Origin of the sequence: Arthrobacter sp. Rue61a, from assembly GCF_000294695.2 — a bacterium.
In the GTDB taxonomy this organism is placed as follows: Bacteria; Actinomycetota; Actinomycetes; order Actinomycetales; family Micrococcaceae; genus Arthrobacter; species Arthrobacter aurescens_A.
On record NC_018531.1, the window covers coordinates 2,277,708 to 2,304,511 of the forward strand.

Annotated in this window: 24 protein-coding genes; 13 read left to right on the plus strand and 11 right to left on the minus strand. The window is 62.0% G+C overall.

Going from position 1 to position 26,804, the window contains the following annotated elements:
• The first annotated feature begins 2 nt into the window (after positions 1-2).
• Positions 3-1,106, plus strand: coding sequence for a Rieske 2Fe-2S domain-containing protein (locus ARUE_RS10345; protein ID WP_011774624.1), 1,104 nt, complete (start codon positions 3-5; stop codon positions 1,104-1,106).
• Positions 1,107-1,230: 124 nt separating this feature from the next.
• Here ARUE_RS10345 and ARUE_RS10350 read toward each other — a convergent pair whose 3' ends face one another.
• Positions 1,231-1,749, minus strand: coding sequence for a cupin domain-containing protein (locus ARUE_RS10350; RefSeq protein WP_011774625.1), 519 nt, complete (start codon positions 1,747-1,749; stop codon positions 1,231-1,233).
• Between the two features lie 197 nt (positions 1,750-1,946).
• Here ARUE_RS10350 and ARUE_RS10355 point away from each other — a divergent pair, with 197 nt between their 5' ends.
• Positions 1,947-2,504: a MarR family winged helix-turn-helix transcriptional regulator gene (locus ARUE_RS10355; protein ID WP_043470177.1), complete on the plus strand. Its 558-nt coding sequence runs from the start codon at positions 1,947-1,949 to the stop codon at positions 2,502-2,504.
• 49 nt (positions 2,505-2,553) lie between these two features.
• Entirely contained in the window at positions 2,554-3,351 is a 798-nt protein-coding gene (locus ARUE_RS10360) for an aspartate dehydrogenase domain-containing protein (RefSeq protein ID WP_014921736.1), read from the plus strand.
• Positions 3,352-3,448: 97 nt separating this feature from the next.
• Here the strand turns inward: ARUE_RS10360 and ARUE_RS10365 are convergent, their stop codons facing one another.
• Positions 3,449-4,777 (minus strand): aspartate aminotransferase family protein, encoded by a 1,329-nt coding sequence (locus ARUE_RS10365; protein ID WP_014921737.1) that lies wholly within the window; start codon positions 4,775-4,777, stop codon positions 3,449-3,451.
• 125 nt (positions 4,778-4,902) lie between these two features.
• On the opposite strand from ARUE_RS10365, the gene ARUE_RS10370 reads away from it, so the two are divergent.
• Positions 4,903-6,432 (plus strand): PucR family transcriptional regulator, encoded by a 1,530-nt coding sequence (locus tag ARUE_RS10370; protein WP_014921738.1) that lies wholly within the window; start codon positions 4,903-4,905, stop codon positions 6,430-6,432.
• Positions 6,433-6,523: 91 nt separating this feature from the next.
• Here the strand turns inward: ARUE_RS10370 and ARUE_RS10375 are convergent, their stop codons facing one another.
• From ARUE_RS10375 to ARUE_RS10395, 5 genes are all read right to left on the minus strand, one after another.
• Positions 6,524-8,029 (minus strand): CoA-acylating methylmalonate-semialdehyde dehydrogenase, encoded by a 1,506-nt coding sequence (locus ARUE_RS10375; RefSeq protein ID WP_043470180.1) that lies wholly within the window; start codon positions 8,027-8,029, stop codon positions 6,524-6,526.
• A gap of 249 nt (positions 8,030-8,278) precedes the next feature.
• A complete protein-coding gene (mtr, locus tag ARUE_RS10380; protein WP_014921740.1) occupies positions 8,279-9,688 on the minus strand; it encodes a mycothione reductase in 1,410 nt (469 codons plus the stop codon).
• Between the two features lie 289 nt (positions 9,689-9,977).
• The gene (locus ARUE_RS10385; protein WP_043470182.1) at positions 9,978-10,745 is read right to left on the minus strand and encodes an SCO1664 family protein; all 768 of its coding nucleotides are present in this window, start codon (positions 10,743-10,745) and stop codon (positions 9,978-9,980) included.
• On the minus strand, positions 10,745-11,299 hold the full coding sequence (locus tag ARUE_RS10390) for a DUF3090 domain-containing protein (protein WP_014921742.1): 555 nt from the start codon (positions 11,297-11,299) through the stop codon (positions 10,745-10,747). Before ARUE_RS10390 ends, ARUE_RS10385 begins: the two co-directional genes overlap by 1 nt.
• 24 nt (positions 11,300-11,323) lie before the next feature.
• The gene (locus tag ARUE_RS10395) at positions 11,324-12,016 is read right to left on the minus strand and encodes a histidine phosphatase family protein (RefSeq protein WP_043470185.1); all 693 of its coding nucleotides are present in this window, start codon (positions 12,014-12,016) and stop codon (positions 11,324-11,326) included.
• 59 nt (positions 12,017-12,075) lie between these two features.
• Between ARUE_RS10395 and ARUE_RS10400 the strand changes: the two genes are divergently transcribed.
• A complete protein-coding gene (locus ARUE_RS10400; RefSeq protein WP_043470188.1) occupies positions 12,076-13,110 on the plus strand; it encodes an AAA family ATPase in 1,035 nt (344 codons plus the stop codon).
• Positions 13,111-13,223: 113 nt separating this feature from the next.
• Here ARUE_RS10400 and ARUE_RS10405 read toward each other — a convergent pair whose 3' ends face one another.
• From ARUE_RS10405 to ARUE_RS10425, 4 genes are all read right to left on the minus strand, one after another.
• Positions 13,224-14,183 (minus strand): 2-hydroxyacid dehydrogenase, encoded by a 960-nt coding sequence (locus ARUE_RS10405; RefSeq protein ID WP_014921744.1) that lies wholly within the window; start codon positions 14,181-14,183, stop codon positions 13,224-13,226.
• Complete coding sequence (locus ARUE_RS10410) at positions 14,180-15,379, minus strand: pyridoxal phosphate-dependent aminotransferase (protein WP_014921745.1); 1,200 nt, start codon at positions 15,377-15,379, stop codon at positions 14,180-14,182. Before ARUE_RS10410 ends, ARUE_RS10405 begins: the two co-directional genes overlap by 4 nt.
• A gap of 441 nt (positions 15,380-15,820) precedes the next feature.
• Complete coding sequence (locus ARUE_RS10420) at positions 15,821-16,837, minus strand: DUF808 domain-containing protein (RefSeq protein ID WP_011774639.1); 1,017 nt, start codon at positions 16,835-16,837, stop codon at positions 15,821-15,823.
• Positions 16,838-17,009: 172 nt separating this feature from the next.
• On the minus strand, positions 17,010-17,786 hold the full coding sequence (locus tag ARUE_RS10425; protein WP_187329937.1) for a type 1 glutamine amidotransferase domain-containing protein: 777 nt from the start codon (positions 17,784-17,786) through the stop codon (positions 17,010-17,012).
• Positions 17,787-17,966: 180 nt separating this feature from the next.
• Here ARUE_RS10425 and ARUE_RS24685 point away from each other — a divergent pair, with 180 nt between their 5' ends.
• From ARUE_RS24685 to ARUE_RS10460, 8 genes are all read left to right on the plus strand, one after another.
• Positions 17,967-18,095 carry a hypothetical protein gene (locus ARUE_RS24685; protein WP_286140368.1) on the plus strand — a complete coding sequence of 43 codons (129 nt, stop codon included), beginning with the start codon at positions 17,967-17,969 and terminating at the stop codon, positions 18,093-18,095.
• A 199-nt stretch (positions 18,096-18,294) separates the two neighbouring features.
• Positions 18,295-19,362 carry a LacI family DNA-binding transcriptional regulator gene (locus ARUE_RS10430; RefSeq protein WP_014921748.1) on the plus strand — a complete coding sequence of 356 codons (1,068 nt, stop codon included), beginning with the start codon at positions 18,295-18,297 and terminating at the stop codon, positions 19,360-19,362.
• Positions 19,363-19,439: 77 nt separating this feature from the next.
• A complete protein-coding gene (locus tag ARUE_RS10435) occupies positions 19,440-21,113 on the plus strand; it encodes an ABC transporter substrate-binding protein (protein ID WP_014921749.1) in 1,674 nt (557 codons plus the stop codon).
• Between the two features lie 125 nt (positions 21,114-21,238).
• Complete coding sequence (locus ARUE_RS10440; RefSeq protein ID WP_014921750.1) at positions 21,239-22,216, plus strand: ABC transporter permease; 978 nt, start codon at positions 21,239-21,241, stop codon at positions 22,214-22,216.
• A gap of 10 nt (positions 22,217-22,226) precedes the next feature.
• The gene (locus tag ARUE_RS10445) at positions 22,227-23,165 is read left to right on the plus strand and encodes an ABC transporter permease (protein WP_014921751.1); all 939 of its coding nucleotides are present in this window, start codon (positions 22,227-22,229) and stop codon (positions 23,163-23,165) included.
• Entirely contained in the window at positions 23,162-24,124 is a 963-nt protein-coding gene (locus tag ARUE_RS10450) for an ABC transporter ATP-binding protein (RefSeq protein WP_014921752.1), read from the plus strand. The genes ARUE_RS10445 and ARUE_RS10450 overlap by 4 nt, the downstream gene beginning before the upstream one ends.
• On the plus strand, positions 24,121-25,215 hold the full coding sequence (locus ARUE_RS10455; protein WP_011774646.1) for an ATP-binding cassette domain-containing protein: 1,095 nt from the start codon (positions 24,121-24,123) through the stop codon (positions 25,213-25,215). The genes ARUE_RS10450 and ARUE_RS10455 overlap by 4 nt, the downstream gene beginning before the upstream one ends.
• A complete protein-coding gene (locus tag ARUE_RS10460; RefSeq protein WP_014921753.1) occupies positions 25,212-26,762 on the plus strand; it encodes a glycoside hydrolase family 32 protein in 1,551 nt (516 codons plus the stop codon). Before ARUE_RS10455 ends, ARUE_RS10460 begins: the two co-directional genes overlap by 4 nt.
• The last annotated feature ends 42 nt before the right edge of the window (positions 26,763-26,804 follow it).

The window sequence follows — 26,804 nt, forward strand, 5'->3', positions numbered from 1 at the left end:
ACATGACAACTGCAACTGCAACTGCAACGGCAAGCCCCGCCGGAGTCAGAGCCGGCAGGGCCAAGACCAAAACTGTCGTCGGCACCCGGCGCCAACTCGATGCCGCAGAACTGGCAGCGACGGGACTGAGGGATCGCTGGTATCCCATCTACCCGTCCCGGTTCGTAGGTCCCGGCGACATGGTCAAAGTCCGACGCCTAGGCGTAGATTGGCTCCTGTTCCGCGATGCCAAGGGGCAAATCCGAATGTTGGAGGACCGCTGTCCCCACCGCAGCGCCCCCTTGTCCGTGGGCCAACACCTGGGGGACCGGGTGGCATGCAAATACCACGGCGTTCAGGTGGACGGCCGCGGCACCGTGGTTTCGGTTCCGGGCATGCCGGGTTGCGCGCTTGAGGGTAAGACAGTCACAGCATCGCTGGCCGTGGAGGAAGGCGCTGACATGATCTTTGCCTTCATGCCATTGACCGAGGACTCCGTGGTGACGGCGTTCAAACTGCCCGATCGCCTGGACAACCCCGAGGTCTCGTGGTTCTCAAACTACGCTGAATGGAACAGTCCGTGGCGTTTCTACATGGACAACGTCCTGGACCCGATGCACGGTGCGTTCCTCCACCGTGACTCGCATTCCATGTTTGGTGGTGATACCAGTGCCCGTTTCCGTATCCGCGAGACCGATCGGGGATTCTTCTTCGAGAAAACGGACCAGCGCGGCAAGAACTTTGACTGGGTGGAGTACTGCCGTGAAGCCATGGATTACGTGGATCTGGAGATCCCGTATGCCGATTCGGCAGGTCCCGGGGGTTCGTTTGGCATCGTAGGAATGTCCACTCCTATTGATGCCCATACCTCCGCCGTTTTCCACTGGCGTACCCGGACCGTTTCGGACTGGGAACGGGACGTTTGGCGATTCATGTACAAGACAACCCTTGAAGAAAAGCACTGGGCGGTTTTGGAACAGGACCGTGAACTGTTGGAGGCGCTGGCTGCAGATGCGGACAAGGATGAGCACTTGTATCAGCACGATCTTGGAGTAGCCAGGATCCGTCGGGTCCATGATGCCGATGCCCAGAACCAGGCAGCGATTCTTTCAGAGGGAGTCGTTTAGCCCAAAGAACCTGCAGCTCGTAGTTCTTCGAGCTGCAGGTTCCTTTTTGTTGTGTGTCCCAACCAATTCAGCAAAACAAACCCGGGTACCGGCCACATCGGCCGGTACCCGGGTTCTCGAAGATCTAGCGGGTCACGCCGTACATCTCCGAGGTGGGAGGGTAGAACGGGATCTCCGGCTTCTTGGCGCCGATGATCACGCAGATAATTGCGTCAACATCGCTGACCGTACGCAAACTCCGTGGAACCCCGGCCGGGACCCGGATCAGATCGCGGTAGCCCAGCACGCGGCTTGCTTTCTTGTTGCCGTCTTCCACGTCGTGCACGCTGAACTCCACCTCTCCTTCGAGGACAAAGAACACCTCTTCGACGTCCGGGTGCGTGTGCTCAGGACCTACGCATCCGGCGGGCAGCACCATGTTGGAAAAGGTGAAGTGCTCCGCTTGAAGGATGTTGTTGTCGTCTGAGTGGTCTCCGGTAGCTCCGGAACCGATGTAGCGGACCTGTCCGCGTCGGAATTTTTCACCCATTTTGGTCTGGAATTTCAGGGTATTGAAGTCAACAACCCGGCTCTCACGGGAGGCGATGGCCGAATCAATCAGCTCCTCAAGTTCCGGTAACTTGCTTTCGATAACGTCGCTCATGATGGACCTCTCTCGGATTGGTTATTGCCAGAGTTCGCAAGAGCCGAGGTGTTTCAATCTCTCTCGACTCTAACTATCTCAAGACTAAGATATACTGGGGCGTGCTGCAAGACCCCGGTGGAAAGTGCTCCTAATTGCTGCCTTCGGTGGGAAGCTCAGTGTTAAGATGCTTAGACCGAATGAAGGAGAGAGTGCGCATGACCACCGAATCGCGGAACACTGACACGGATGCCGTGGACGCCATTATTGAGGACTGGCACCGCGAACGCCCGGATCTTGATCCCAGGACCATCGGCGTCTTTGGCCGCTTGCAGAGCTTGGTGGCACGGCAGCGAGCTGTGCAGGATGTGAACTATGAGGAGTACGGGCTCACGTTGGCATCCTTTGATGTTCTGGCGAACTTGCGTCGTTCCGGCCCTCCGCACCGGAAGACTGCTGGTGAACTAGCCAGTTCATCCATGCTGACCACGGGCGGCATCACCTTTCGTCTGGACCGTATGGAGGAACAAAACCTCATAGAGCGGGTTCGGTCGAAAGAGGATCGTCGGGTGGTTTACGCCCAGATGACGGACCATGGCAAAGAACTCATTGACGAGGTCATTTCAAAGCATCTGGAAACGCAGCGCAATATGCTCGCCGGCCTGACCTCCAAGGAGATCGACCAACTGGCGGTGCTACTGAAGAAAACAGAAGCCTCCATCGTCGCCTATGACCCGAAGGCTTCCTCCGCGGACGAACTTACCCTGAACGTCTAGGCGATCACGGCGCGGGTTCGTCCATCCACTCCATCAAGCAAGGAATCGAATGAAGCCAGGACCCCGCAGGATCGGAATCATCGGACACGGAGCCATTGGGGCTCGTGTTGCTGCCGACATTGCAGCTGGAAAAGTCAAGGGGGCCACCCTTGAGGGAATCATTTGCCGCAGCGCCATAGACAACGCGCCGGCACCCCAGTTCGAGATGGAGCATGCGCTGGAGCGCTGCGACGTCTTGGTTGAATGTGCCGGGCAGGAGGTGTTGATTGAGCATGGCGAGGCTGTGCTTTCTGCGGGCGTAGACCTGCTCGCTACATCAATCGGGGCGCTTGCGGACCCACACCTCTCACAGCGATTGTTGGCCGCAGGTCCTGGCAGACTTTTCTTGACCCCGGGCTCCATAGGTGGCCTGGACCTGTTGGCGTCGGGGGCCCGCGCGACTGGCTATGACGCCGTCATGATTACGACGACGAAGCTCCCGGGTTCCCTGATTCAGCCATGGATGGACGAGGCTGAGGCCGATCGAATTCGGAATACCCCCGGTCCCATCGAAATCTTCCATGGTCCCGCTGCCCGAGCCACACAATTGTTCCCCAAGTCGCTCAACGTGGCAGCCGCCGTTGCCCTGGCGGTAGACGACTGGGATGCTGTGGCTGTGTCCGTGAGAGCCGACCCGGCGGCCGAGCTAACGACACACTTGATCGAGGCTTCCGGAAACAGCGGGAATTACCGCTTTGAAATCTGCAATAAAGTATCACCACAAAACCCGCGAACCAGCGGCGTTGTACCGTTCGCTGTGCTCCGGTCATTGGAACTGATCATCGGCGCGCGGGGTGGAATGATCTAGGAACGCCTCGCTCCGGTCACTTCCAAAGACTTGTCGGGGTCTGGCCGTCGGAGTTCCTTGGCAAGCAGTCCTGGAGGTCAAGTTCCGGTTCCGGCTCTTAGCTGACGGCGGTCAGGGCGTCGTCGTAAATCGCCAGCGCTTGGCGTACTTCTTCGGGGGTCACGACGGCGGGAGGCACCACGTGCACGCGGTTGTCGGCGATGAAGGGCAACAGTCCGCGGTTGAGCAGTTCCGTCTTCAGCTTGCCCATGAAGCCGGCGTTGACAGGTTTGCGGGTTGTGCGGTCTTCGACCAGTTCGAGGGCCCAGAACACGCCACGGCCGCGAACTTCGCCGATGAATTCGTGCTTGGCGGCGAGGGCTTTAAGGCCCGGTTCCAGGTGATCGGCGCCGATGCGTGCGGCGTTCTCCACGATGTTCTCCTGCTCGAAGGCTTCGATGGAGGCGACGACGGACGCCGCGGCGAGGGGGTGACCGGAGTAGGTGAGACCGCCGGGGAAGACTCGGTCATTGAAGGTCGCGGAGATTTCCTCCGAGATGATGACGCCGCCCACCGGGACGTAGCCGGAGTTGACGCCTTTGGCGAAGGTGATGAGGTCCGGACGGACGTTGAAGGAATCCAGGGCGAACCAGTCACCGGTGCGGCCGAAGCCGGCCATGACCTCATCGAGGATCAGGACGATGCCGTGCTGATCGCAGAGGGCGCGGACGCCCTCGAGATAGCCGGGCGGCGGGAGCAGGATGCCGGCTGTGCCGGGCACGGTCTCTAGGAGTAGCGCGGCGATGGATTGTGGTCCCTCGAGCTCGACGGTCCGGCGCAGGTGCTGCAGGGCGCGCTCCGCTTCCTGCTCAGGGGTTTCGGCCCAGAACTCGGAGCGGTAGAGGTACGGGCCGAAAACGTGGACGTGGCCGCGGGAGTATTCATTGGGGATGCGGCGCCAGTCACCGGTGGCAACGATCGCGGCGCCGGTATTGCCGTGGTAGGAGCGGTAGCGGGAGATGACCTTGTCCCGGCCAGTGTGCAGACGGGCCATGCGGATGGCGTTCTCATTGGCGTCCGCACCCCCGTTGGTGAAGAACACTTTGTCCATGGTTGATGGGGCGTGGGACAGGATCTTCTGGGCTGCGACGGCGCGGGTGTGATTGGCATGGGAAGGTGCCACCGTAGTGAGGATGTCCAGTTGTTCCTTGATGGCCCCGATGAGCCGGGGGTGCTGGTGGCCGATGTTGGTGTTGACCAGCTGGCTGGAGAAGTCCAGGTATGTCCTGCCCTCGTGATCCCACACGGTGCTGCCCGACCCGCCGGCAAGAGCCAGGGGGTTGAGGGTCTTCTGCGCAGACCAGGAGTGGAAGACATGGGCCGTGTCCAGTGCGGCAACGTCGGTGTTGCTGAGCGGGGCGGCCAGGGCGGTCCGGGTGGGAGACATTGATAGATCCTCTCGAATGGGCTGGTGGGCTTCCCTTCATAGTGTCAATCGGGACACAGGAAGTCTTTCGACATTTGTATAGTTAGGGGACAGTTGAACTACCTTTTTCCAGAGAGGCCCTGAGCGTGCCGCCCACCATTAACGCGATCATTCACAAAAGCTCGCTCAACCTGCGCTGTGTGGTGCCGGACGCGGCTGATCCCGCCCTGGAAGCATCCGTCTCCTGGGTGCACAGCTCTGATTTGGATGACCCCACGCCTTTCCTGGATCCCGGGCAATTGCTGCTGACGGACGGAACTCAGTTTCCCGTCAGCCACTCCACTGATTCCCAGTACAGCGAGTACGTGCAGCGACTCGTCAACCATGGGATCAGCGGTTTGGGTTTCGCCACCCAGGTGATTCATGGCGTCCTGCCGCGGGGCTTGGAGGACGCGTGCCGAAAGCAGGGGTTGCCGTTGCTGGAGGTCCCTGACCGGACTCCCTTCATTGCGATCATCCGCTTCGTGGCCGACTGGCTCGCCAGGGAACAACACGCCCGCTCCGAGTGGTCCCTCCAGGCACAGCGCGCCATCGCGCGGGCCGCCCTCAGACCTGACGGGCTGCGATCGATTCTGGCCGAACTGGAGCGCCAGCTCCATGGCTGGGTGGCGTTGTTCGACGCTGCCGGGAACCACATCCTGATGCCTAATAATCGTCCGGTTCCGTCGGCGTTGATGCCGGGCGTGACGGAGGCAGTCACCAAGGCGCTGGATCAAGGATCACGCTCGGTATTGCAGTTGATGGTCGACGGCGAACAGGTCACCTTGCAGACTTTGGGGCGCCGCCACTACCTGCGGGGTGTTCTTGTCCTCGGTGCAATTGAACCCTTGGACCCTGCTCGCACGGACATCATCAACAGCGTGATCGCGTTGGCCAGCCTTGCCCTGGAGCAGACCCGCACCTTGGACACGGCCCGCCGACACCTGCGAGCCGGCGTTTTCGAGCAGTTGTTGGCGGGCAGCCTCGACGTTGCAGAACGGACCGCACGTCAGGTCTGGGGAAGGCTGCCGGCAGAGCCCTTGGTGGTGACGGTTGCGCATCAGCCAGGACAAGGGCAGAACCTTCTGGAAGCCCTTGAACTGTTGTCGGACGATCACCGCGGGGCGGTCTTCTATGCACAACGGGACCAGAACGTGGTTGTCCTGGCGGGATCGGCCCTGCAGGACAAGGTCGCCGGCCTGCTGGAAAAGTACGGGGCTACTGCCGGGGCCTCCGGTAAGACGACTTTCGCAAGTCTGGCCCAGGGCTTGAGAGAGGGGGAGCGATCCCTTCAACGGGCGCTTGAGTTGTCGCGCCCTTTGGTGGTCTTTGACCAGATTTCGGAAGGCGGCATGCTGGGATTGCTGCGTCGGGATGATGCCGGTTCCGTGGCGCAACGACTCATCGACCCCCTTGCCAAGCACGATGAAACAGAACAGACACAGTTGCTTCCAACCGTGATTGCTTGGTTGGAAAACAACTGCGTCTGGGACAAGACGGCGCACCAACTGGGCGTCCATAGGCACACGCTCCGGAACAGGATCGACGCTGCGGGCACCGTCCTGGGACTCAACCTCGACAGCCTGCGCGACCGGCTGGAACTGTTCGCCGCCGTCGAGTTTCTGGAAAAGCGTTAGCCCCAAACGGGCGGAAGGTGAGAGAGCGTCTGGCAGGACAGACGCTCTCTCACATCCCGGCCCTAAAACACTGACGCTCTCTCACCTCCCGTTAGTTCTGGGGGAAACCCAGGTTGATGCCGCCGTGGCTGGGGTCGAGCCAGCGTGAGGTGATGGCCTTTTCACGGGTAAAGAACTGGAAGCCTTGCAGGCCGTAGGCCTTGGAGCTGCCGAAGATGGAGTCCTTGAAACCGCCGAAAGAGTAGTAGGCCACCGGCACAGGAATCGGCACGTTGATGCCCACCATGCCCACCTCGACCTCGGTCTGGAAGCGGCGGGCGGCGCCGCCGTCGTTGGTGAAAATCGCAGTGCCGTTGCCGAAAGCGCCGGAGTTGATCAGGTGCAGGCCCTCTTCGTAGCTCTTGACGCGGACCACCGCCAGAACGGGACCGAAGATCTCCTCGGTGTAGACGCGGGAGGTGACGGGGACCTCGTCGATCAAGGTCGGGCCGAGCCAGAAGCCGTTCTCGTCGCCATCGACGGTGACGCCGCGGCCGTCCACCACAACCTTGGCGCCGTCCTCGATGGCGACGTCGATGTAGGCGGCCACTTTGTCGCGGTGCTGGCGGGTGACCAGCGGGCCCATGTCGCAGTTGCGGCGTCCGTCGCCGGTCCGCAGCGTAGACATGCGTGCGGTGATCTTCTCGATCAGTGCGTCGGCAACCGGCTCGACAGCGACCACCACGCTGATGGCCATGCAGCGTTCGCCGGCGGATCCGAAGCCGGCGTTGATGGCCGCGTCGGCGGTCAGCTCGAGGTCGGCGTCGGGCAGGACCAGCATGTGGTTCTTTGCGCCGCCCAAGGCCTGGACGCGCTTGCCATTGCGGGCAGCGGTCTCGTAGATGTACTGGGCGATCGGGGTGGAGCCGACGAAGGAAATCGCCTTCACGTCGGGGTGTTCCAGAAGACCATCGACGGCTTCCTTGTCGCCGTGGAGAACGTTGAAGACGCCATCCGGGAGTCCCGCCTCGGTGAACAGGGCAGCGAGCCAGTTGGCCGCCGTCGGGTCCTTTTCGCTCGGCTTCAACACCACGGTGTTGCCGGCGGCGATGGCGATCGGCAGGAACCACAGCGGAACCATGGCCGGGAAGTTGAACGGGCTGATAATGCCCACCACGCCCAGCGGCGACTTGGTGGAGTAAACGTCGACGCCGGAGGAGACATTCTCTGAATGCTCACCCTTGATGAGGTGCGGGAAGCCGGTAGCCAGCTCCACGACTTCCTGACCGCGGGTGATTTCGCCGAGGGCATCGGAGACCACCTTGCCGTGCTCGGAAGTGATGATCTGGGCGAGTTCGCCCTTGCGCTCGTTGAGGAGTTCCCTAAAGCGGAAGATGATTTGCTGGCGCTTGGTGATGGACAGGTCACGCCAGGCAGGGAACGCCTTGTGGGCCGAGGCGATGGCTGACTCGGTGTCCTCGGTGTTGCCAAGGTTGACCAGCTTGGTCTCCCTGCCGAGGGCGGGGTCGAAGACCGGGGCGGTGCGGTCGCCGGACGACGGTGACTCGGCGCCACCGATCCAGTGCGGGACCACCTGGAGTTCGTTGATTTCAGACAATGCGTTCTCTTTTCTGCCGACGGGATCGATGTATGAAGCATCTGGATCCACAGTAGGCAGCGCTCTCGGGAAAGACGCATATACAAGTAGTTAGCTTGTAACCCCTAGATAGACATATGTATATCGCCGTCGCTACTGCGCACCTTTGTTGCCCCTAACGATCACAGGAAGGCATGGGGGCGGAATACGCCCGGGCGTCATAGTCGGTGCGGACGCACACTTTCCGCCACCTTTCCAGGGGTGGTTCGATTATTTGAAGGTGAGTCCCAGCAGGGCGTTTTCGGTGACCTCGGGCAGGGCGGGGTGGATCCAGTATTGCTTGGCGGCGAACTGGCGGACGTCGAGGTCGAAGGCCAGGACGGTGATCATTTGTTGGACCAAGGTTGATGCTTGGGGGCCCATGTAGTGGGCGCCGAGGAGTTTGCCGGTGTCTTGGTCGGCAATGAGTTTGCAGATGCTGGTGGTGTCTTCCATGGCCCAGCCGTAGGCGACGTCCCCGTAGCTCTGGACCTTGGTGGTCACGTTATGCCCGCGTTCGCGGGCTTGGGATTCTGTCATACCGACGGTGGCGATCTGGGGATGGGTGAAAATGGCTGCGGGGACGTGGTCGTGTGGCATTTTCTGCATGTTGTCCGGGTTGAGCAGGTTGTGGCGCACGGCGCGCATCTCGGCGTTGGCGACGTGTTTGAGCATATACGGCGAGGATACGTCACCGAGGGCCCAGACACCTGCAGCTGAGGTTGACCGGCCGTACTCGTCAACCTTGATACGTCCGGCGCCTATCGTCTCGATCCCGCCGGAGGGCAGGTCCAATAGGTCCCCGTTAGGGATGCGCCCGGTGGCCACCAGCAGTACCTCCCCGGTGGCGGAGGAACCGTCGTCGAGCGTGACGGTGATGCCCCGGTCTGTCTGCTCAGCGCTGGTGGTGGTCCGTCCGGACCGGATATCGAAACGTTTGGCGGCCAGGTTGTTGTACGGGTCAAGCAGGTCCTCGTCGAGGTGCCGCAGGAGCGTGGAACGGGCGATGATGGTGACGTCCGTGCCAAGGGCGTCGAAGACGTGTGCGAACTCCATGGCGATGTAGCCGCCGCCGATGATGACCAAGGATTTAGGCAGCTGCGGGAGCCGCATGATGTCCTCGTTGGTGTGGTACCGCACGCCGGAGGCGGAGATGACGTCGGGTACGGCAGGCCTGGAGCCTGCGGCGATGACGATCCGGTCACCGGAGATGGTTCTCTGCTGGCTTCCTTGGCCGGTGCGTAAGGTGCGTTCTCCGACGAAGACCGCGTGCTGGTCGTAGACGTCGATGTTCGGAGTCCGTGGGCCGCGACGGTATTCTTCACCGGCGGCGGAGTCGGGGTCGATGCGGTCCTCGAAGATACGGCTGACAATGCCCGGCCAGTCTACGGAGTTGACCTCGGCGTGGAGGCCTAGCCGACCGGACTCGACGGTCTCCAGAGCGGTGTCGGCGGTGTAGACGTACATTTTCGACGGGATGCAGCCAGCGTTCAGGCAGGTGCCACCGAAGGACCCTTCCTCGATGATCGCGATCGACTGGTCTTCGAACTCGGGACCAGGAATGGAGTTCCCGGAGCCGGTGCCGATGATGATCAGGTCGTAGTGCCGATCCACGGTGGTCTTGCCGGCAGTGGTGTGCATGGAAGTGGTCCTCACTCTGGGGTCTTCTCCACCCTACTGAACAGCACCTGAACGAGACGGGAGATATCGGCTAGGTGCGTGTGGCTGACTGCGTCGCGGCTGCCCTCATTCCGCCTCGCGATATGCCTTCACTCTCTGTGCTGATGCTTACGTGCCTGTCCGGTTCGTAGGCGCTGACCTGGAAGTTGAGATCCGTTCGAGCCGGCCATTTGGCAGCCCCTGTGGAGTGGTAAACCTCAAAAGGGGCTGCTGCGCTCAAGACATTATTGATGTTTGACCAGCCAATCTCTTAGAACAGCGGCCAAGGCACCGCCGACATCTCACCACTCGGAGCCGGGAATCGCCCTGCCAAGCGCAACCGGGCGCAGCGCGTGCCGAGCGATGCGATTTCTTCGGCGCTCAGCAAGTCCGCCAGTTCTCGGCCAAGTCCGTGGTGCAATCCTTCGCTGACACGGTCGATTCCGTCGCATTCCTCGGCGGTCAGGGCGTCTCCGAGCCATCCCCATAGCACCGTGCGCAGCTTGTGGTCAGTGTGGAAGGTGAGCCCATGGTCAACGCCATGCCGGTGTCCGTCGGTCATGGCTAGGATGTGGTTGCCCTTGCGATCAGCGTTGTTAACCACCAGGTCGAACACCGCCATGCGCCTGAGGGCTGGTGAGTCTTCGTGAACGAGGGCCACCCTCTGTCCATTCTCATCGTGTCCCTCGAGGACTTGCTTCCAGCCTGTCTCCGGCAGGTTCTCCGTCGGGACCAGGTCCACGGCGGCTTGGACGGGGTCGTGCTCCCGCCAGAGTTGGACCATTCCGTCGCCCAAGGGCCCGTCGCGCAACCATGTGCGTGGCACGATGTCCCAGCCCAAGACTTGCGAGACCAGATAGGCGGCCACTTCACGGTGGGCGAGAGTGCCGTCGGGAAAATCCCACAGCGGGCTTTCGCCTGCTATCGGCTTGTAGACGACAGGTACGTCGCCGATGCTGCCCAGAAATGTAGCGTTTGAGGCGGTTGTGATGCGGCCGGTCAGCGTTAGCTCGGCAGTCAATAAGTCAGGCGCAGGCATCAGGCCTCGGGAAAGGTGCAGGTGTGTCCGTCGGCATCAATGGGGTAACCGCACAGCGAGCAGGTGGGACGCCCGGCACCCACGATCTCACGGGTGCGCTTGGCGAAAGCCCGTGCGGTGCCCACCGGCATTCGCACCAGCAGCATCATGTCCAGTTCGTCGGCGCCTTCTTCGAGGGGGTCGTCGTTGTCATCAGTATCTACATCGGCGAGGGGATAAGCCTCGAGGACAACCTGGGCCGTAGTTGGGTCCCAACCCAGACTCATGGCGCCGGTGCGGAACTGCTCCTGAGGGGCCTCGATGGGGTCGTTGTCGACGAGTTCAATGGGAGTACTCGTGGGAACGCTGAAGGGATTGCCGTCGACGGTGATGAGCTGATCGAGCATTTCGTCGATCTTCTCCGCGAGCAGAGCCGATTGCTGCTTTTCGAGGGCAACACTCACGATCTGTGCCCCTGCGCGGACCTGCAGGTAGAACGTGCGCTCTCCTGGAAGGCCAATGGTGCCGATGACTACCCGATCAGGCCAGGCAAATTCGTGAACGCGTGTGGGCATGTCATTATCTTAGGCACACGTGGTTCACGCCGTCTTCTGCCCCGCACCGCCTCCCACGGGCGCGTCGCCGGAACGGATACCGTTTGACAGCCACTCGAGGTCACCCGCTTCGGTATTGGTCGCGTAGACGCTCGGCCTACTAGCGCTGTAGTTGACGATTGATGCGGAGGCCGGGCTCACGTTGAGACGCTGGAACAGGTCGAGGTGCATACCGAGCGCGTCGGCAAGGATTGACTTGATGACGTCGCCGTGACTGACGGCTACCCACACGGCGCCTGGCCCGAACTCGGCTTCGAAGGCTGCATCGTGGCGTCGAATCGCTGCCACCGACCGAGCCTGCATCGCGGCCATGGATTCACCGCCAGGAAAGACGACGGCGGACGGTTGCGATTGGACCACAGGCCACAAATCCTCGGTCGCAAGTTCACTGAGCTTGCGCCCCTGCCACTGACCGTAATCGCACTCGTTCAGGTCGGGATCGACCGGCGCGAACGGCGTGCCGGCCTGGCGATCGAGGATAATGCTGGCGGTCTGCCGACACCGCTCGAGAGGGCTCGACACCACAGCGACTACGGGCACAGCCGCGAGCCGGTCTCCGGTAAGAGCAGCTTGGTCGCGCCCGGTTTGGTCCAGACTGACGCCAAGTGCCCGCCCGGCCAGCAGCCCGGTGGCATTGGCTGTGGTGCGGCCGTGCCGCACGAGAATAACTGTCGCCATCCACCCAGCCTAACCACCGTTCGCTCATGGTGCAGGACAACGAGGACTACAGTGGATGTATGGCTGCCAGCCGCAATCCGCTCGATGACCTGCGCGAAACCATCGGTCATCTGGCCAATCAGCTCAAGCTGCCCGGTTCGGAGCGCGTCGACGACCTGGTGGGCGATCTCATCGGTGCCAGGCCCGGCCCTGCCCGGCCGCTGTCCGAGGTGCAGGCCGAACTCGATGCCCTGGTGGGACTGGAGACCGTGAAGGAACAAGTGCGCGCCCTCGTCGCACTTCTTCAGGTCCAGGCCCGCCGTAAGACGCACGGCCTTCCGGAGGTGGCCACATCACAGCATCTGGTGTTCCTCGGAAACCCGGGCACTGGCAAGACGACCGTGGCACGGCTCCTGGCCGAGATGTACCGCGCGGTGGGTTTGCTGCAGAAAGGACACCTTGTGGAGGTGGACCGTTCCGGCCTGGTGGGGCAGTACGTCGGTGCGACCGCCATCAAGACGGACCGGGTGATCCGGCGGGCGCTTGATGGTGTCCTGTTCATCGATGAGGCCTACGCGTTGGCCCCGGAAGACGGCCGCATGGATTTCGGCCCCGAGGCGATCGAGGTCCTGCTCAAGCGGATGGAGGACCACCGCCACCGGCTGGTGGTGATCGTGGCAGGATACCCGCGGCTGATGGAGTCCTTCTTGCTATCCAACCCCGGGCTGCGTTCCCGGTTCGCCCGGGAGATCACGTTCCCCGACTACTCCGTCGACGCACTCCAGACGATTTTCCATCAGATGCTGGCCCAACATGAGTACACGCTGGAGCCTGATGCGGACCAGATGCTGCGCCGCATCCTCGCCGGGCTCCATGCAGGCGAGGACTCCGGCAACGCACGGTTCGCCCGTACGCTGTTCGAACAGGCGCTCAACCGCCAGGCGCTGCGGCTCTCGCTCGACGGTGAACAAAGTCTCGACGCACTTGATCGCGAGGCCCTCATGAAGCTCACCGCGGACGACATCGTCGGGGCCGCTCTGGCCCTGGGTGAGGAACCCGAGCCGGAACCGACGCCGGAACCGGAGCCGTCACGCTGGTGGCGCTGGTTGGCCTGACGGGATCCGTGGCGACACCCAAATTTTCAAGGGCGTGGTACTAGCCGGCGTCACCGCGGGGGCAGTTCGCTGCCACGGTGACGCCGGTTCGGGTAGAGGTTTCTCCGAACGCGCTAAACGATCGGGGCGGGTGGTTGTTCTCCGCTCAACACTGCAAGTGTGTTGTCGGCTGCGAGCATGGCCATGGCGGTGCGTGTCTCCACCGTGGCCGAGCCGAGGTGCGGAAGAAGCGCAACATTGTCCAGCTCCAGTAGCCCGGGATGGACACGGGGTTCCTGCTCGTAGACGTCGAGCCCGGCTCCGGCGATTGCACCCTCTCGAAGCGCGGATGCCAGTGCGTCTTCGTCAACGATCGGTCCGCGGGCGGTGTTGACGAGGAACGCCGAATTCTTCATGGCCGCGAGTTGCCCGGCCCCGATCAGGTGATGAGTGGCGGGCCCATAGGGGCAGTGCAATGACACGACGTCGGACAAGGTCAGCAGCTCGTCGAGATCGACACGTCGTGCGTCCAGTTCGGCGGCGATCTGAGGGTCGATCTCGCTGCGGGATTGGTAGACGATGTCCATGCCGAAGGCTTTGGCCCTGCGCGCGGTTGCTCGCCCGATGCCGCCCATGCCCACGACGCCGAGAGTCTTGCCCTGCAGGCTGGACCCGAGCAGGAAGAACATGCCCCACTTCCAAGCCTGGCCGGAGCGGATGAGCCGTTCACCCTCGCCGAGTCGTCGGGTTGCCATGAGGATGAGGCCGAACGCGATGTCGGCTGTGGCCTCGGTGAGCACGCCGGGCGTGTTGGTGGCCACGACGCCCCGTTCAGTGCAGGCGGGCACGTCGATGTTGTCATAGCCGACGGCGACGTTCGCCACGACTTTGAGCTGCGGTCCGGCGGCGTCGAGCAGCTCGGCATCGACGCGCTCGGTGAGCAGGGACACGATCGCATCGGCACCGGCTACGCGGCGCAGGAGTTCTTCGCGGGAAATGGTCTCGGGACCATCCCAGGCATCGACGTCGTGTTCGGCGCGGAGCTTTTCAATGGCAGCATCGGGAATGCGTCCCGTGACGACAACCCGGCTCATGCCGTCGCGATCCAGTCGCGCAGGCGGCCAAGGCCGTCGCGGATGTCCGCGACGTCGATGCCTGAGTAGGCGAGCCGGATGTACTGCCGCTCCTCGCCAGGTTGGCGGCGCCCGAAGTGCTCACGAGTGCAGAAGGAGACGCCGGTTTTGTAGAGTGCGTCGCTGGCGAAGTCTCCGACTGCCGTGTAGCCCATCTTTTCCATGGCGGCGGTGACATCGGGGAACAGATAGAACGTGGATTGTGGCACAGCGACGTGCATGCCGGGGATGGCGTTCACGAGCTCGCATGCAGCATCCCGGCGTTCACGCAGAATGTCGAGCATCTGTTGGACCGGTTCCTGGGTGCCGCGGAGTGCTTCGATTCCGGCCCACTGTACGTAGTGGGTGGTGCAGGATTCGTCGTTGGTGTTGAGGGTGCTGAGTACTTTGGCGATCTCGAGTGGCGCAACGGCGCAGCCGAGGCGTGAGCCGGTCATGGCGAACTTCTTGCTGAAGGTGTAGAGGATGACGGTGCGCTCTGCCATGCCTGGAAGGGACGCGATCGAGCTGGAGACACCCTCGTAGCGGGTCTCGAAATAGGCCTCGTCGGAGAGCACCCAGAGGTCGTGCTCCTGCGCGATTTGGGCGATGGCTTCACGTTCGGCGGCAGTCGACTCGGCTGAGATGGGATTCTGCAGGTCGTTGTAGATGATTGCGGCCGTGTTCGGTGTTATGGACGCGCGCACCTGGTCGAGGTCAATGGAGAAGCCTTGGCTGGTGGGGAGGTAGCGGTAGGGCACCGCGGTGCCTCCGAGGTATTCGATCTGTGACTCGTAGATCGGGAATCCAGGGTTCGGGTAGAGCACTTCCTGTCCGGGGTTCATGACTGCCTGCAGGAACTTGGTGATGACGGGCTTGCCTCCGGTCATGACCACGACGTTGTCGGGGGACAGGCTGATGCCGCGACGTGAGCCTATATCCTCGGCGAGGGCTTCGCGCAGCTGTGGGATGCCGGGCCCGGGGCAGTAGCCTGTGTGGCCGTCAGCGATGGCCTTGCTCATTGCCTCGACGATATGCGGGGCGGTGGGGATGTTGATATCGCCGAGGTGGAAGGGGTAAACCAGATTCCCCTTGGCCTTCCATGAGGCCGCAGCTTGGGCGACGCTAAAGGCGGTTTCGGTGCCGAGCCGTTCGAGTCGTTGCGCGAGATGCTGCATGCTATTTACTCCTCGTTGAGTCTGATACATCAGTAGACATCTAATACGTAACTAATATATCAAAGGCTCATGTGAGCTGGCCAACATAGCTCGCCGGAACGTCGGGCCCTGCTTCTACCGAGGCTTGGACGACGAAAGTCGGCTGATTCCCCGTAGTGCCGCAGTCGCCAGTGGGCGTCCAGCCAACAGGGCGCTTGACTTCCATGAACGAACAACCCTGATGACGCTTGTACTGAATAGCCCTCGGCTACGCCAGTACTGCGCCAGTGACCATGTTGACCGGATGGTGTGCACTGCGAGGACGACCGTAAAGAGTGAGATGACCAGGCCCGCCGCTGAGGCCGCTACGATCATCACCCCTGTCATGTGCACCAAAAAGACGGCAGAGATCACAACAGTGTGGGTGTCCAGAAGTTCCATATTCATTTCTTGAGATGTGGCTTAGCGGGTTGGCTTGGATTTTGCTGGCCGGTAACCCGCGATTGCGGCGCGGACATCGCCCTCTTCGTGGCCCTCATGCTTCTTCCCAAACGGCAGCACCTTGAGCAGCGGGTGCAGGATGACCATGATGACCAGACCCCAGACGGCTCCGAGAATCGCTGAGCACAACGTGTTCACCAGCCACGCAAGGAAGCCGCCCGCCACCGGGATCCCGGCGAAGGGCGTCTCGAGTACATGAACCAGGTCATAAGGGGCGTGCCAGCCGAGATCGTACGCTCCCTGCAACATGATGTGACCGCCAACCCACAGCATGGCGATGGTCCCGATAAGCGTGATCGCCGCCAGCACGGCTGGCATCCCCTTCACGAGCAGCCGGCCAAAGCGCTGGGAGCCCGAGGAGGCCTTGGTGGTCAGGTGCAAGCCGATATCGTCCATCTTGACGATGAGTCCGACGGCGCCATACACGACAACCGTGATGACGAACGCTACGACCACCAGGATGAGCGCCCGGACCCATAGGGACTCATCCGCTACCTCGTTCATGGCGATGACCATGATCTCGCAGGACAGGATGAAGTCAGTGGTGATGGCACCCTTGGTGACCTTGGCTTCCGCTTCAGGACCGCGTTGGACCGCCGGCGCCTTCTCGGTGGCGGAATGGCCGCGGAGCTTGTGCCAGACCTTTTCGGCGCCCTCATAGCAGAGGTAGGTGCCGCCCAGCATGAGGATGAATGGAATTACTCCCGGGATGAAGGCGCTGACAAGCAGCAGCGCCGGGAGGATGATCAGTAGCTTGTTTCGCAGAGAGCCCCAGAAGATCCGCTTGATCATAGGCAGTTCCCGTGACGGGTCCGCCCCGGACACGTACTGCGGAGTGACAGCGGCGTCGTCGATGACCACACCGGCAGCTTTGGCCCCGGCCTTGGCAGCTCCCGCGGCAATGTCGTCCACGGAGGCGGCCGCTATGCGGGCCAAGGCTGCGACGTCGTCCAGCAGCGCAACGAGACCGCCGCTCACAGAGCCACCCCGTCCTGCTCAAGGGTGGGCAGCTGTAGGTGAACTCGTGGGTCGAGGCGCGTAATTGGCATGTTCGGAGTATACGATGACCGACAAAACCGTAGATGTACGTGACGCGCGGAAAAGGAACGGCCCCTACGAGTGGGGGCCGTTCCTTATCGGTGCCGGAAGCCTAGTGCTCGGCTTCTGCGGCGTGCTTCTTGGCGGTCTTTTCGGCGTCCTTCTCAGCGCGCAGCGCCTCCGCCTCGTGCTGTTCCTCGGCCTTTTCCTGGTGAATGACTTGGGCGAAGAGCTTTTCCATTTCCTTCGCTACGCCTGCAGCCGAGGCAGGATTTTGGCCGGTGACCAGTCGGTCGTCCACCGCCACTTTCTCTTCAAAGACGCCTGCAGTGACGTGACGCGCTCCCTGCTCCTCCAAGCGGTCTGCAAGGAAGAACGGGATGACCTTGTCCTTGCCGGCGGCCACTTCCTCCTCGTTGGTGAATGCGGCGACGTCCCGACCCTGCACCAGACGGAACCCGTTCTCCAATTCCACGTTCAGCAGTCCAGCCGGACCGTGGCAGACTGCGCCCACCAAGCCGCCGGCGTCGTAGACGCTGGCTACCAGTCGCTGTAATCCTTCGCTGTCCGGGAAGTCCCACATGGTGCCGTGCCCTCCAACGAGGTAGACGGCATCGTATTGCCCGGGATCTATGACGTCGACCCGAGCGGTGTTGTAGAGCCCGGCGCGCGTGGTCTCATCCGTCGTGAAGGCGACCTGGATGGGATCGTCGGTATCTACTTCGTCGCTGGGAGGCTGGCCGCCCTTGATGGAGGCAAAATCGACGAAATGACCTGAATCTTTAAAAACTTTCCAGGGATGTGCAGCTTCGGCCACGTTGTAGCCGGTCTTCTCGCCCGTATCGCCGAGCTCGGACACGCTGGTCAGTACCATGAGGATTTTCTTCATGAAATGCTCCTTTCGTCCAACGTCCACACTACGCCCCACCCGTTTCAGGCCCTCAGGCAGGCTGGAGGACCGAAGCCCCTCGCTTCCGCGGAACACGCGAGCTGATTGAACCCACTGACCGGAATTGCTGAATGGCTCAGCTTTGCCAAGTTCGTCAGCATGCGCACCTATGCTTGGCTCATGTCTACTGATGAAGAGAAGGACCCGCCTGTACCTGCTGACGTTGAAGGCAAGATCCCGAAAAAGGTTCACGACGCCCCGGACCGAGAATCAAAGGAAGCCTCTGCCGACGAACCCCGCGAAACGTAGCCGGCAGGGCCCGTTCCGTCTCTTCCAGGTCTTCTTCACGTGCCGTTCCCAGCTTGTTGACACATGCTAAGTAACGCGGGTAACCTAAGTCACATGCCCAGTAGATAACGCGCGTTACCAACAGCGTTCCCTGCCGAGCTGCCGGACAAAGAGGGTCTGGCACCACACTCTGATCAATCAAGAGCACCCGGAGCATTCAATGGCGAAAACCACCCCCGGCGAGACCGTACCCGTACGGCAGCGGGGAGTCACCATGAAGGACGTCGCCAAACATGCCGGCGTTTCCCGGACTGCAGTCTCGTTTGTGCTGAGCAATCGCGAAAATGCCAGCATTTCCGAGGAAACCCGCACTCGGATCAATGAGGCCGTGCAGGAATTGGGTTACCGCCCCAATGCCGGTGCACGTGCGCTGGCATCCCAGCGAAGCGATTGGTACGGGATCGTGACAGAGATCGTCACTGCACCGTTCGCCGTCGACATCATCAAAGGTGCCCAGGACCAAGCCTGGCTTGACCGCCGATTCCTGCTCATCGCGCCCTCCGACCAGGCCGATGCTGTAGGACCCAACCAGGGCCTGGAAGATGCTGCAACTGAAAAGCTGCTGGAACAACGAGTGGAAGGACTTCTCTACGCAGCTACTTTTCACCGGGGCGTCCACGTCCCGGCGAGCGCCAATGAAGTACCCACCGTGTTGATCAACTGCTTCGATGCAGACGGTAAGCTTCCCTCGATCGTCCCTGACGAGCGTGGGGGAGGCAGGATCGCTGTCGAGCGGCTGCTCCAAGCCGGCCACACCCGGATTGGAGTCATCAACCTCGACCCGGTTATTCCTGCGGCAGTAGGGCGGTTGGAAGGTGCACGCGAAGCACTTGCCGTCGCCGGACTGGAGCTGGACCCCGAACTGGTGGTGTCCGGTTATGCAACGGCCGACGGCGGCTATGAAGCCGCATGCCGGATCCTGGACCGCTATCCACGACAGGACGGGCCAACGGCACTTTTCTGCCTCAATGACCGCATGGCGATGGGCGCTTACGACGCCATTAAGGAACGGGGCCTGACCATCCCCGGAGACATCGCCGTGATCGGCTTCGACAACCAGGAACTCATTGCGGCCTATTTGCGGCCAAAATTAACCACGGTTGCGTTGCCATTCGAAAAAATGGGCGCCCTGGGTGTCCAAACGCTCGCCGCTCTTACAGCAGGACAGCCGATCCTTGCCGACCAGCAATTGGTCGACTGTCCGCTGCTAGAACGCTCTTCGGTCTGACCGCGAAATCAACGTCGAAGAGCAACCCTTACCCACCCCTTCACCTTGCTGATGAAGATAGGAAAGAGATAACCATCATGACACAACCCCGATACTTCCGGGCTGCCCGGATGACGGCGGCAAGCCTTGCAGTGGGCGCGATGCTGCTCACCGGCTGCACGGCCAATGTCACCAAGACAAGCACGTCCGACGCCGGAGCGAACGCCAGCGCGTTCCTCACCATCCCGCGTGAGGACATGGGCACGTTCGTGCAGAACTTCAACCCGTTCGCCCCCACGGTAAACCCGATGGTTCAGCAGTCCATCTACGAATCCCTCCTGATCTTCAACCCGGCCAAGGGAGGCACGGTGCCATGGCTCGCCACCGAATGGAAGGCAGCCGAGGATGGCAAGTCGGTCACCTTCACTCTTCGGGATGGTGTGAAATGGTCCGACGGGCAGCCGTTCGTGGCTGACGATGTTGCCTACACGTTCGAACTTCAAAAGAAGATCAAGGGCGGCTTCGAGTACCTGGACACCGTCACCGCCCAGGGCAACAAGGTCACGTTCAACTTCAACAAGCCGTGGTCACCGGCCCTTTACGACGTCGGCCAGATCACCATCCTGCCCAAGCACATCTGGTCCGCTTTGCCGGACCCGGAAAAGGACGCAAACGCCAAACCGGTGGGTACTGGACCCTACACCGAGGTGGACAGCTTCCAGGCCCAGTCCTTCGTACTGACCAAGAACCCCCACTACTGGCAGCCGGACAAGCAGAAAATCGCCGGCATCAAGATGCTCGCTTTTGCAGGAAACGACGGCGCCAACCTCGCCGCCGCGAATGGCGACGTTGACTGGGCTCCGCAGTACATCCCGAACATCGAAAAGACCTTCGTTTCCAAGGATAAGGAACACCGTCAATACTGGTTCCCGGCTACGGGTGCCATGATCAACTGGCAGCTCAACACCACCAAGGCGCCGTTCAATGAGGTTGATGTCCGTAAAGCACTGAGCATGGCCGTGGACCGCGAGCAAGTCACCAAGATCGGCATGAGCGGTTACGCCAAGCCTGCGGACTGCACCGGGCTCTCCGGCAACTACGAGACCTGGAAGAACGCCGCGGTCAAGGACAACTGCACATGGACCAACCGTGACGTGCAGACCGCCAACGAGCTTTTGGACAAGGCGGGATACCCCAAGGGCGCCGACGGGAAGCGCACACTCAAGGATGGCAAGCCCTTCGAGTTCAAGATCTCCGTGGGCGCCACTTCCTCTGATTGGCTGTCCGTTGCCAACGTGATCGCGCAGAACCTGGCCGAGGTGGGCGTAACCGCCAAGGTGGAATCCCCGGACTGGGCTGCTGTTGTTGCAGGCTACGAGACGGGTGACTTCGACTCCGGCATCGTCTGGAGCGCCAACGACCCCAGCCCGTACAAGTACTTCAACACCTCCATGGGCACCGCCACGGTGAAGCCCGTGGGCACCAAGACGTTTGATAACTACCACCGCTTCGGCGACACGAAGGCGGATGCCCTGCTGGCCGACTTCGCTGCGGAGGCCGACGAGTCCAAGCAAAAGGACATCGCCAACAAGCTGCAGGAAGAATACAACGACGTCGCACCGCTGGTGCCGCTGTTCTCCGGCCCTGAATGGGGTGCCTTCAATGACACCCGCTTTACCGGTTGGCCCACCGAGGCCAACCCTTACGCCACGCTGTCGGTCCGGTCACCTACCACGGTGCTTGTTCTGACCACGTTGGAACCGCGCAAGTAGCGTAGCCGGCCGCAACCGGCGGCCAGCCCTCACACTGCACGCCCGGCGGCGCCCTCGCGTCGTCGAAGGATACTCCCGCCGGGCGTGCCCCCAAACTTTCCGCAATTCCCGAATGGAGGGAAACCGTGCGCTTCATCCTGCGCCGCCTGGGTTTCTACCTGATCGCCTTCTGGGCATCCATCACCCTGAATTTCCTGCTCCCGCGATTCATGCCCGGTGACCCCGTGTCCCGGATGTTTGCCCGCTCCCAGGACCGAATGCAGCCCGAACAAATCGAGGCCCTGCGCAAGCTGCTGGGTGTTGACGATCGGCCCATTTGGGAGCAATACATCGACTACATGCACAATATCTTCACCGGGCAAATGGGTGTTTCCATCTCCCGTTTCCCCACCCCCGTCACCGAAGTCATCTCGACCCAAATCGGCTGGACACTCCTGCTGGGCGGAACCGCACTGGTGGTGGCCGCCGTCGTGGGTAACCTGCTGGGCATCCTCGCCGCTTGGCGCCGTGGCGGCGCGATCGACTCCGCGCTCCCGCCGGTGCTGGTGTTCATTGGTTCATTCCCCTACTTCTGGCTTGCCATGGGTGCGCTGTATCTGTTCGGTGTGGTGCTGGGTTGGTTCCCGATCCGGCATGCGTTCACCGACGGTTTGGAGCCGGCGTTCACGTGGGAGTTCATCGGCGACGTCGGTGCCCACCTCGTGCTGCCGGCGCTGACGATCGTGCTGGTTTCCATCGGAGGTTGGATGCTGGGCATGCGAAACACCATGATCGCCACGAATTCCGAGGACTACATCACCATGGCCGAAGCAAAGGGACTCCGCCCCGGCCGCATCATGCTCCGCTACGCGGCACGCAATGCCATGCTCCCGTCGGTAACGAGCTTCGGCATGGGCCTCGGATTCGTGGTGGGCGGTGCGCTGCTCACGGAGGTGGTGTTCGCCTACCCCGGCGTCGGTTACCAACTCCTCAACGCCGTCCAAGGCCTTGACTATCCGCTCATGCAGGGCCTGTTCCTGACCATCACCGCTGCTGTTCTGCTGGCCAACTTCCTGGTGGACATCCTGTACGTCCGCCTCGACCCGCGCGTGCGCAGCAACTAGAGGACCGATCATGACAACCGCACTTCTGAAGCAGCCAACTCCAACACCGGCTGTCCGCAAGCCCAACCGCAGCTTTATCCACGGCTTAATCAGCAACAAGAAAGCGCTGACAGGTATGGCCGTAATGGTCGTCTTCATTGCACTGGCCTTGCTGGCACCGGTGCTGTTTCCGGGCGATCCTTCGAGGATCACGGCGATGGCCTCCCTGGAGCCTTCAACCGAGCACTGGTTGGGTACCACCGCCAAAGGACAGGATGTGCTGGCGCTGACCGTCCACGGTTCCCGCAGCTCACTGTTCGTGGGGCTGACCGTGGGCTTGGCGTCCACCTTCATCGGCATCCTCGTGGGCCTTGCCTCCGCGTACTTTGGAAAATTCATTGACGAAGCACTGTCCTTGGTCACCAATGTTTTCCTGCTTCTGCCTGGCCTGCCATTGCTGGTCATCCTGGCCGCCTTCCTTCCACCGGGCCTGGGCACAGTGATCCTGGTTCTTGTGGTCACCGGGTGGGCCGGGTCAGCCCGCGTCCTGCGCTCACAAGCACTATCCATCCGCTCCAAAGACTTTGTGGCCGCGGCCGTAGTGTCCGGCGAACGGGCAGGCCGCATCATGTTCCGCGAGATCCTGCCCAACATGGCCTCGATCGTCATGGGCACCTTGCTGGCCTGCGTGATCTATGGCATCGGCGCCCAAGCGGGCCTGGAATTCCTTGGCCTGGGCGATGTCAGCACGGTCTCCTGGGGCAACAACCTCTTCTGGGCCGGCAACGAAGGAGCACTGCTCACCGGCAGTTGGTGGGTGTTCGTACCCTCAGGCGTCTGCATTGCGCTGGTCGCGTTCGCCCTTGCCCTGATCAACTACGCCGTGGACGAGGTCACCAATCCGCGGCTGCGAAAGATCAAGACGCCCAAAACAACACCCACGAAAGCCGAAACGAGCGCCGCCAAATGACCATCTCCCAAGTTTCCTTCGGCTCCCGCCAACCCGTCCTGGACGTCAAGGACCTCACCGTCAAGTACATCGGCGACACCCGCTCAACCACCGCCGTCGATCGTGTTTCCTTCAGCATCGGCACCGGTGAGGTGTTCGGCCTCGCGGGGGAGTCCGGCTGTGGCAAGTCCACCATTGCCAACTCGATCATGAGGCTCCTGAAGGATCCCGCCAAGATCGCCGGTGGCAGCATTTCCTTCGGCGGCAAGGACGTCCTCGCCATGAGCCCGGAAGAACTGCGCCGCTTCCGCTGGCAGGACGTGGCCATGGTGTTCCAATCGGCCATGAACTCCCTCAATCCGGTGCTGACCATTGGCGAACAGATCGTGGACATCTTCACCACGCACGCCGGCTACTCCCGCAAGGAATCACTCCGGCGTGCTGGTGAGCTGCTGGAACTTGTGAGGATCGATCCTGCCCGGCTCAAGTCCCATCCGCACGAGCTCTCGGGAGGCATGCGTCAACGTGCCGTCATTGCCATGGCCGTGGCGCTCAAGCCGTCACTCTTGATCCTGGACGAACCCACCACCGCACTGGACGTGGTGGTGCAGCAGGAAATCATGGCGCAAATCAAGGACCTCCAGCGCGAACTCGGCTTCGCCGTCCTCTTCATCACGCACGACATGTCCCTCATGGTGGAGCTTTCACACCGCATGGCCGTGATGTACGGCGGCCGCATCGTGGAGACCGCCAAGGCCCAGGAGGTGTACGCCAACCCCCGCCACCCCTACACTCAGGCGCTCATGGGCGCGTTTCCACCGCTCACCGGTCCCCGCGTTCCGCTGACAGGCCTGCCCGACGGCGTGAAGTTCCGGAACATCCCGGACCTCACCGAGGTGGTGCCGGGCCATTTTGTGGCTCCGTTTGGTGCCGACGCTTCGGTGATTGATTCAGCAAACCTGGAAGGAGCTGTACGATGAGCCACTCCCTGATGACCCCCTCGGCTGTGTCCAAAACCGGTACACCTGCCCTGGAGATTCGCGGCCTGGGTAAGTCGTTCCCTGTCGGCGGGCTGTTCTCCCGCGATTCGGTCCGTGCACTGCACGGCGTCGACCTGACCATTGGCCGGGGCGAAATCGTAGCCCTCGTGGGAGAGTCCGGTTCCGGCAAAAGCACCTTGGCCCGCTGCGTCGCCAGGCTCGAGAAGCCGAGCTCCGGTGTGATCCTCATTGACGGCGTCCACGTCCTCAAACGCGACCGCTTCCAAGCGTCACGGGCGTTTCGATCCCAGCTGCAGATGGTGTTCCAGGACCCCTTCGGCTCCTTGAACCCGGCCCACAGGATCGAGCATTTCCTGCGGCGTTCCTTGGCCATCCACGGCAAGGGCGGCGGTTCCGAGGAGCAGTCCCAGCGGAGGCTCGAAGAACTCATGACCACCGTTGGCCTGGACGCCGACATGTTGAACTCTTATCCGCACGAGCTCTCCGGCGGTCAACGCCAACGCGTTGCGATCGCCCGGGCCCTGGCCGTTGAACCGCAGGTCATCCTGGCCGACGAGCCTACCTCCATGCTGGACGTTTCCGTCCGGATCGGCGTACTGAACCTCATGCGCAAGCTCCGCGACGAGCAAGGCATCTCCATGCTGTACATAACGCACGACCTCGCGTCCGCCCGATACCTGGCGGACCGGACGGCGGTCATGTTCGCCGGTGAGGTGGTGGAGGAAGGCGAATCCCTGGACTTGTTGGCCAACCCCGCTCACCCCTACACACAACTCCTGGTCTCGGCCGTCCCGGATCCGGCCAGGGCAGGCTCCTACGATCCCGTCCGCAGGGCCGAATTGCGGACGGCGGTCATGGCCTCGACGCACTGCGCATTCGACGGCGATCCGAACCAGGCCTGTTCGGCCGAAGAATCCGTCCGCCATCAGGTGGGGGACCCTGCAAACCGTCACTGGGTGCGATGCCACCTGTATCGGCCGTGGGCTGCTGCCGGTGGCCATGCCCTGGCGAGTGAACCACTCCAACCCAGCCACCCGGCGTCGATCGCTCAAGAAGAGGCTTCCGCATGACTGAACTGACCCACCCGCTTGCCACCGTTCCGCAGGATGAGTTGGTGGCCCGCGCCGAAGCCGACCCCCTCCGCCCGCGATTCCACTTCGTATCACCGGCCGGTTGGCTCAACGATCCCAACGGCGTGAGTCATTGGAACGGAACCTACCACCTGTTCTACCAGTACAACCCGGAGGGTGCTTTCCACCACCGCATCCAGTGGGGCCACGCCACCAGCACCGATCTCGTCACCTGGACAGACCAGCCCGTTGCCTTGGAACCGTCCGCGGGACCTGACGCCGACGGCTGCTGGTCGGGGGTGTTGGTGAACGACGGCGGTACGCCCACCTTGGTGTATTCGGGCCGGTTTGAGGGCAGGGAACTGCCCTGTGTCGCAGTAGGTTCCGATGACTTGCTGAGTTGGACCAAGGACCCCGGAAATCCGGTGATTGCCGCACCTCCGGTTGGAGTCGAGACCACCGCTTACCGCGACCATTGTGTATGGCGCGAAGGAACCGTGTGGCGGCAGTTGGTGGGGTCAGGGATCCGCCACCGCGGTGGCACGGCTTTCTTGTACGAGTCTGCTGATCTTCGCTCCTGGAACTACATTGGACCATTGTTCATCGGTGATGCTTCGCAGGGGGATCCCGCGGACACCGACTGGACCGGAACCATGTGGGAATGCGTTGACCTGTTTCGGGCAGGACATGGATCGCTGGGGTCTGCACCCGGTGACGACTCGCCGGACGTGCTGGTCTTCTCCGCATGGGACGACGGCGAAACCCGCCACCCGTTGTACTGGACCGGCCGCTACTCCGAGGATGCATTCGAGCCCGAGGGGCTCCACCGGTTGGACTATGGAGGCCGCTTTTTCTACGCACCGCAGTCATTCCTGGACGAGTCCGGGCGGCGTGTGATGTTCGGCTGGATGCAAGAAGGCCGAAGTGATGCGGCGATGGTGGAAGCCGGCTGGTCCGGCGTCATGAGCCTGCCGCGTGTCACAACATTGGCGAAAGACGGAACCCTGGAGTTCGCACCTGTTCCCGAAATAGAAAAGCTGCGCAGAAATCACGTTAGCGTTCCAGCCCAGGTACTCGTAGGCGCCGGAACGCCCATGGATACCGGCGTGTCAGGCAAGCAGCTTGACCTGGAACTGGACGTGCAGCTCGCTCCCGGTGCCGAGCTCCGACTCGGAGTGCTTAGCTCCCAGGATGGGGCTGAGGAGACAGCGATCGTGCTGAGCCGGACCGCCGACGTAACCCTCGCTGGCATCCTCCGCCTGGACCGCACCCGCAGCAGCCTTGACCCTGGCGTCGATGTGGAGGACAAGTCCGGCGCCCTACCGATGACCGACGGTCGCGTTCGACTGCGCGTCCTGGTGGACCGGTCCGCCGTCGAAATTTTCGCCAACGGTAAGCCGCTCACAGCCCGCGTCTATCCGACCCTGGGCGGTGAGCGCATGACCCTGGCCGCCACCGAAGGCTCCGTGCGGCTCCTCTCATTCGATGCATGGACCATGGCCGGGGTCTTTGAAGAGACCCGTAGCCTCTTGCCGGAACGAAAGTGAATCCCATGGAACAATCACCATCGGTCTCCCGCCGTGGACTAC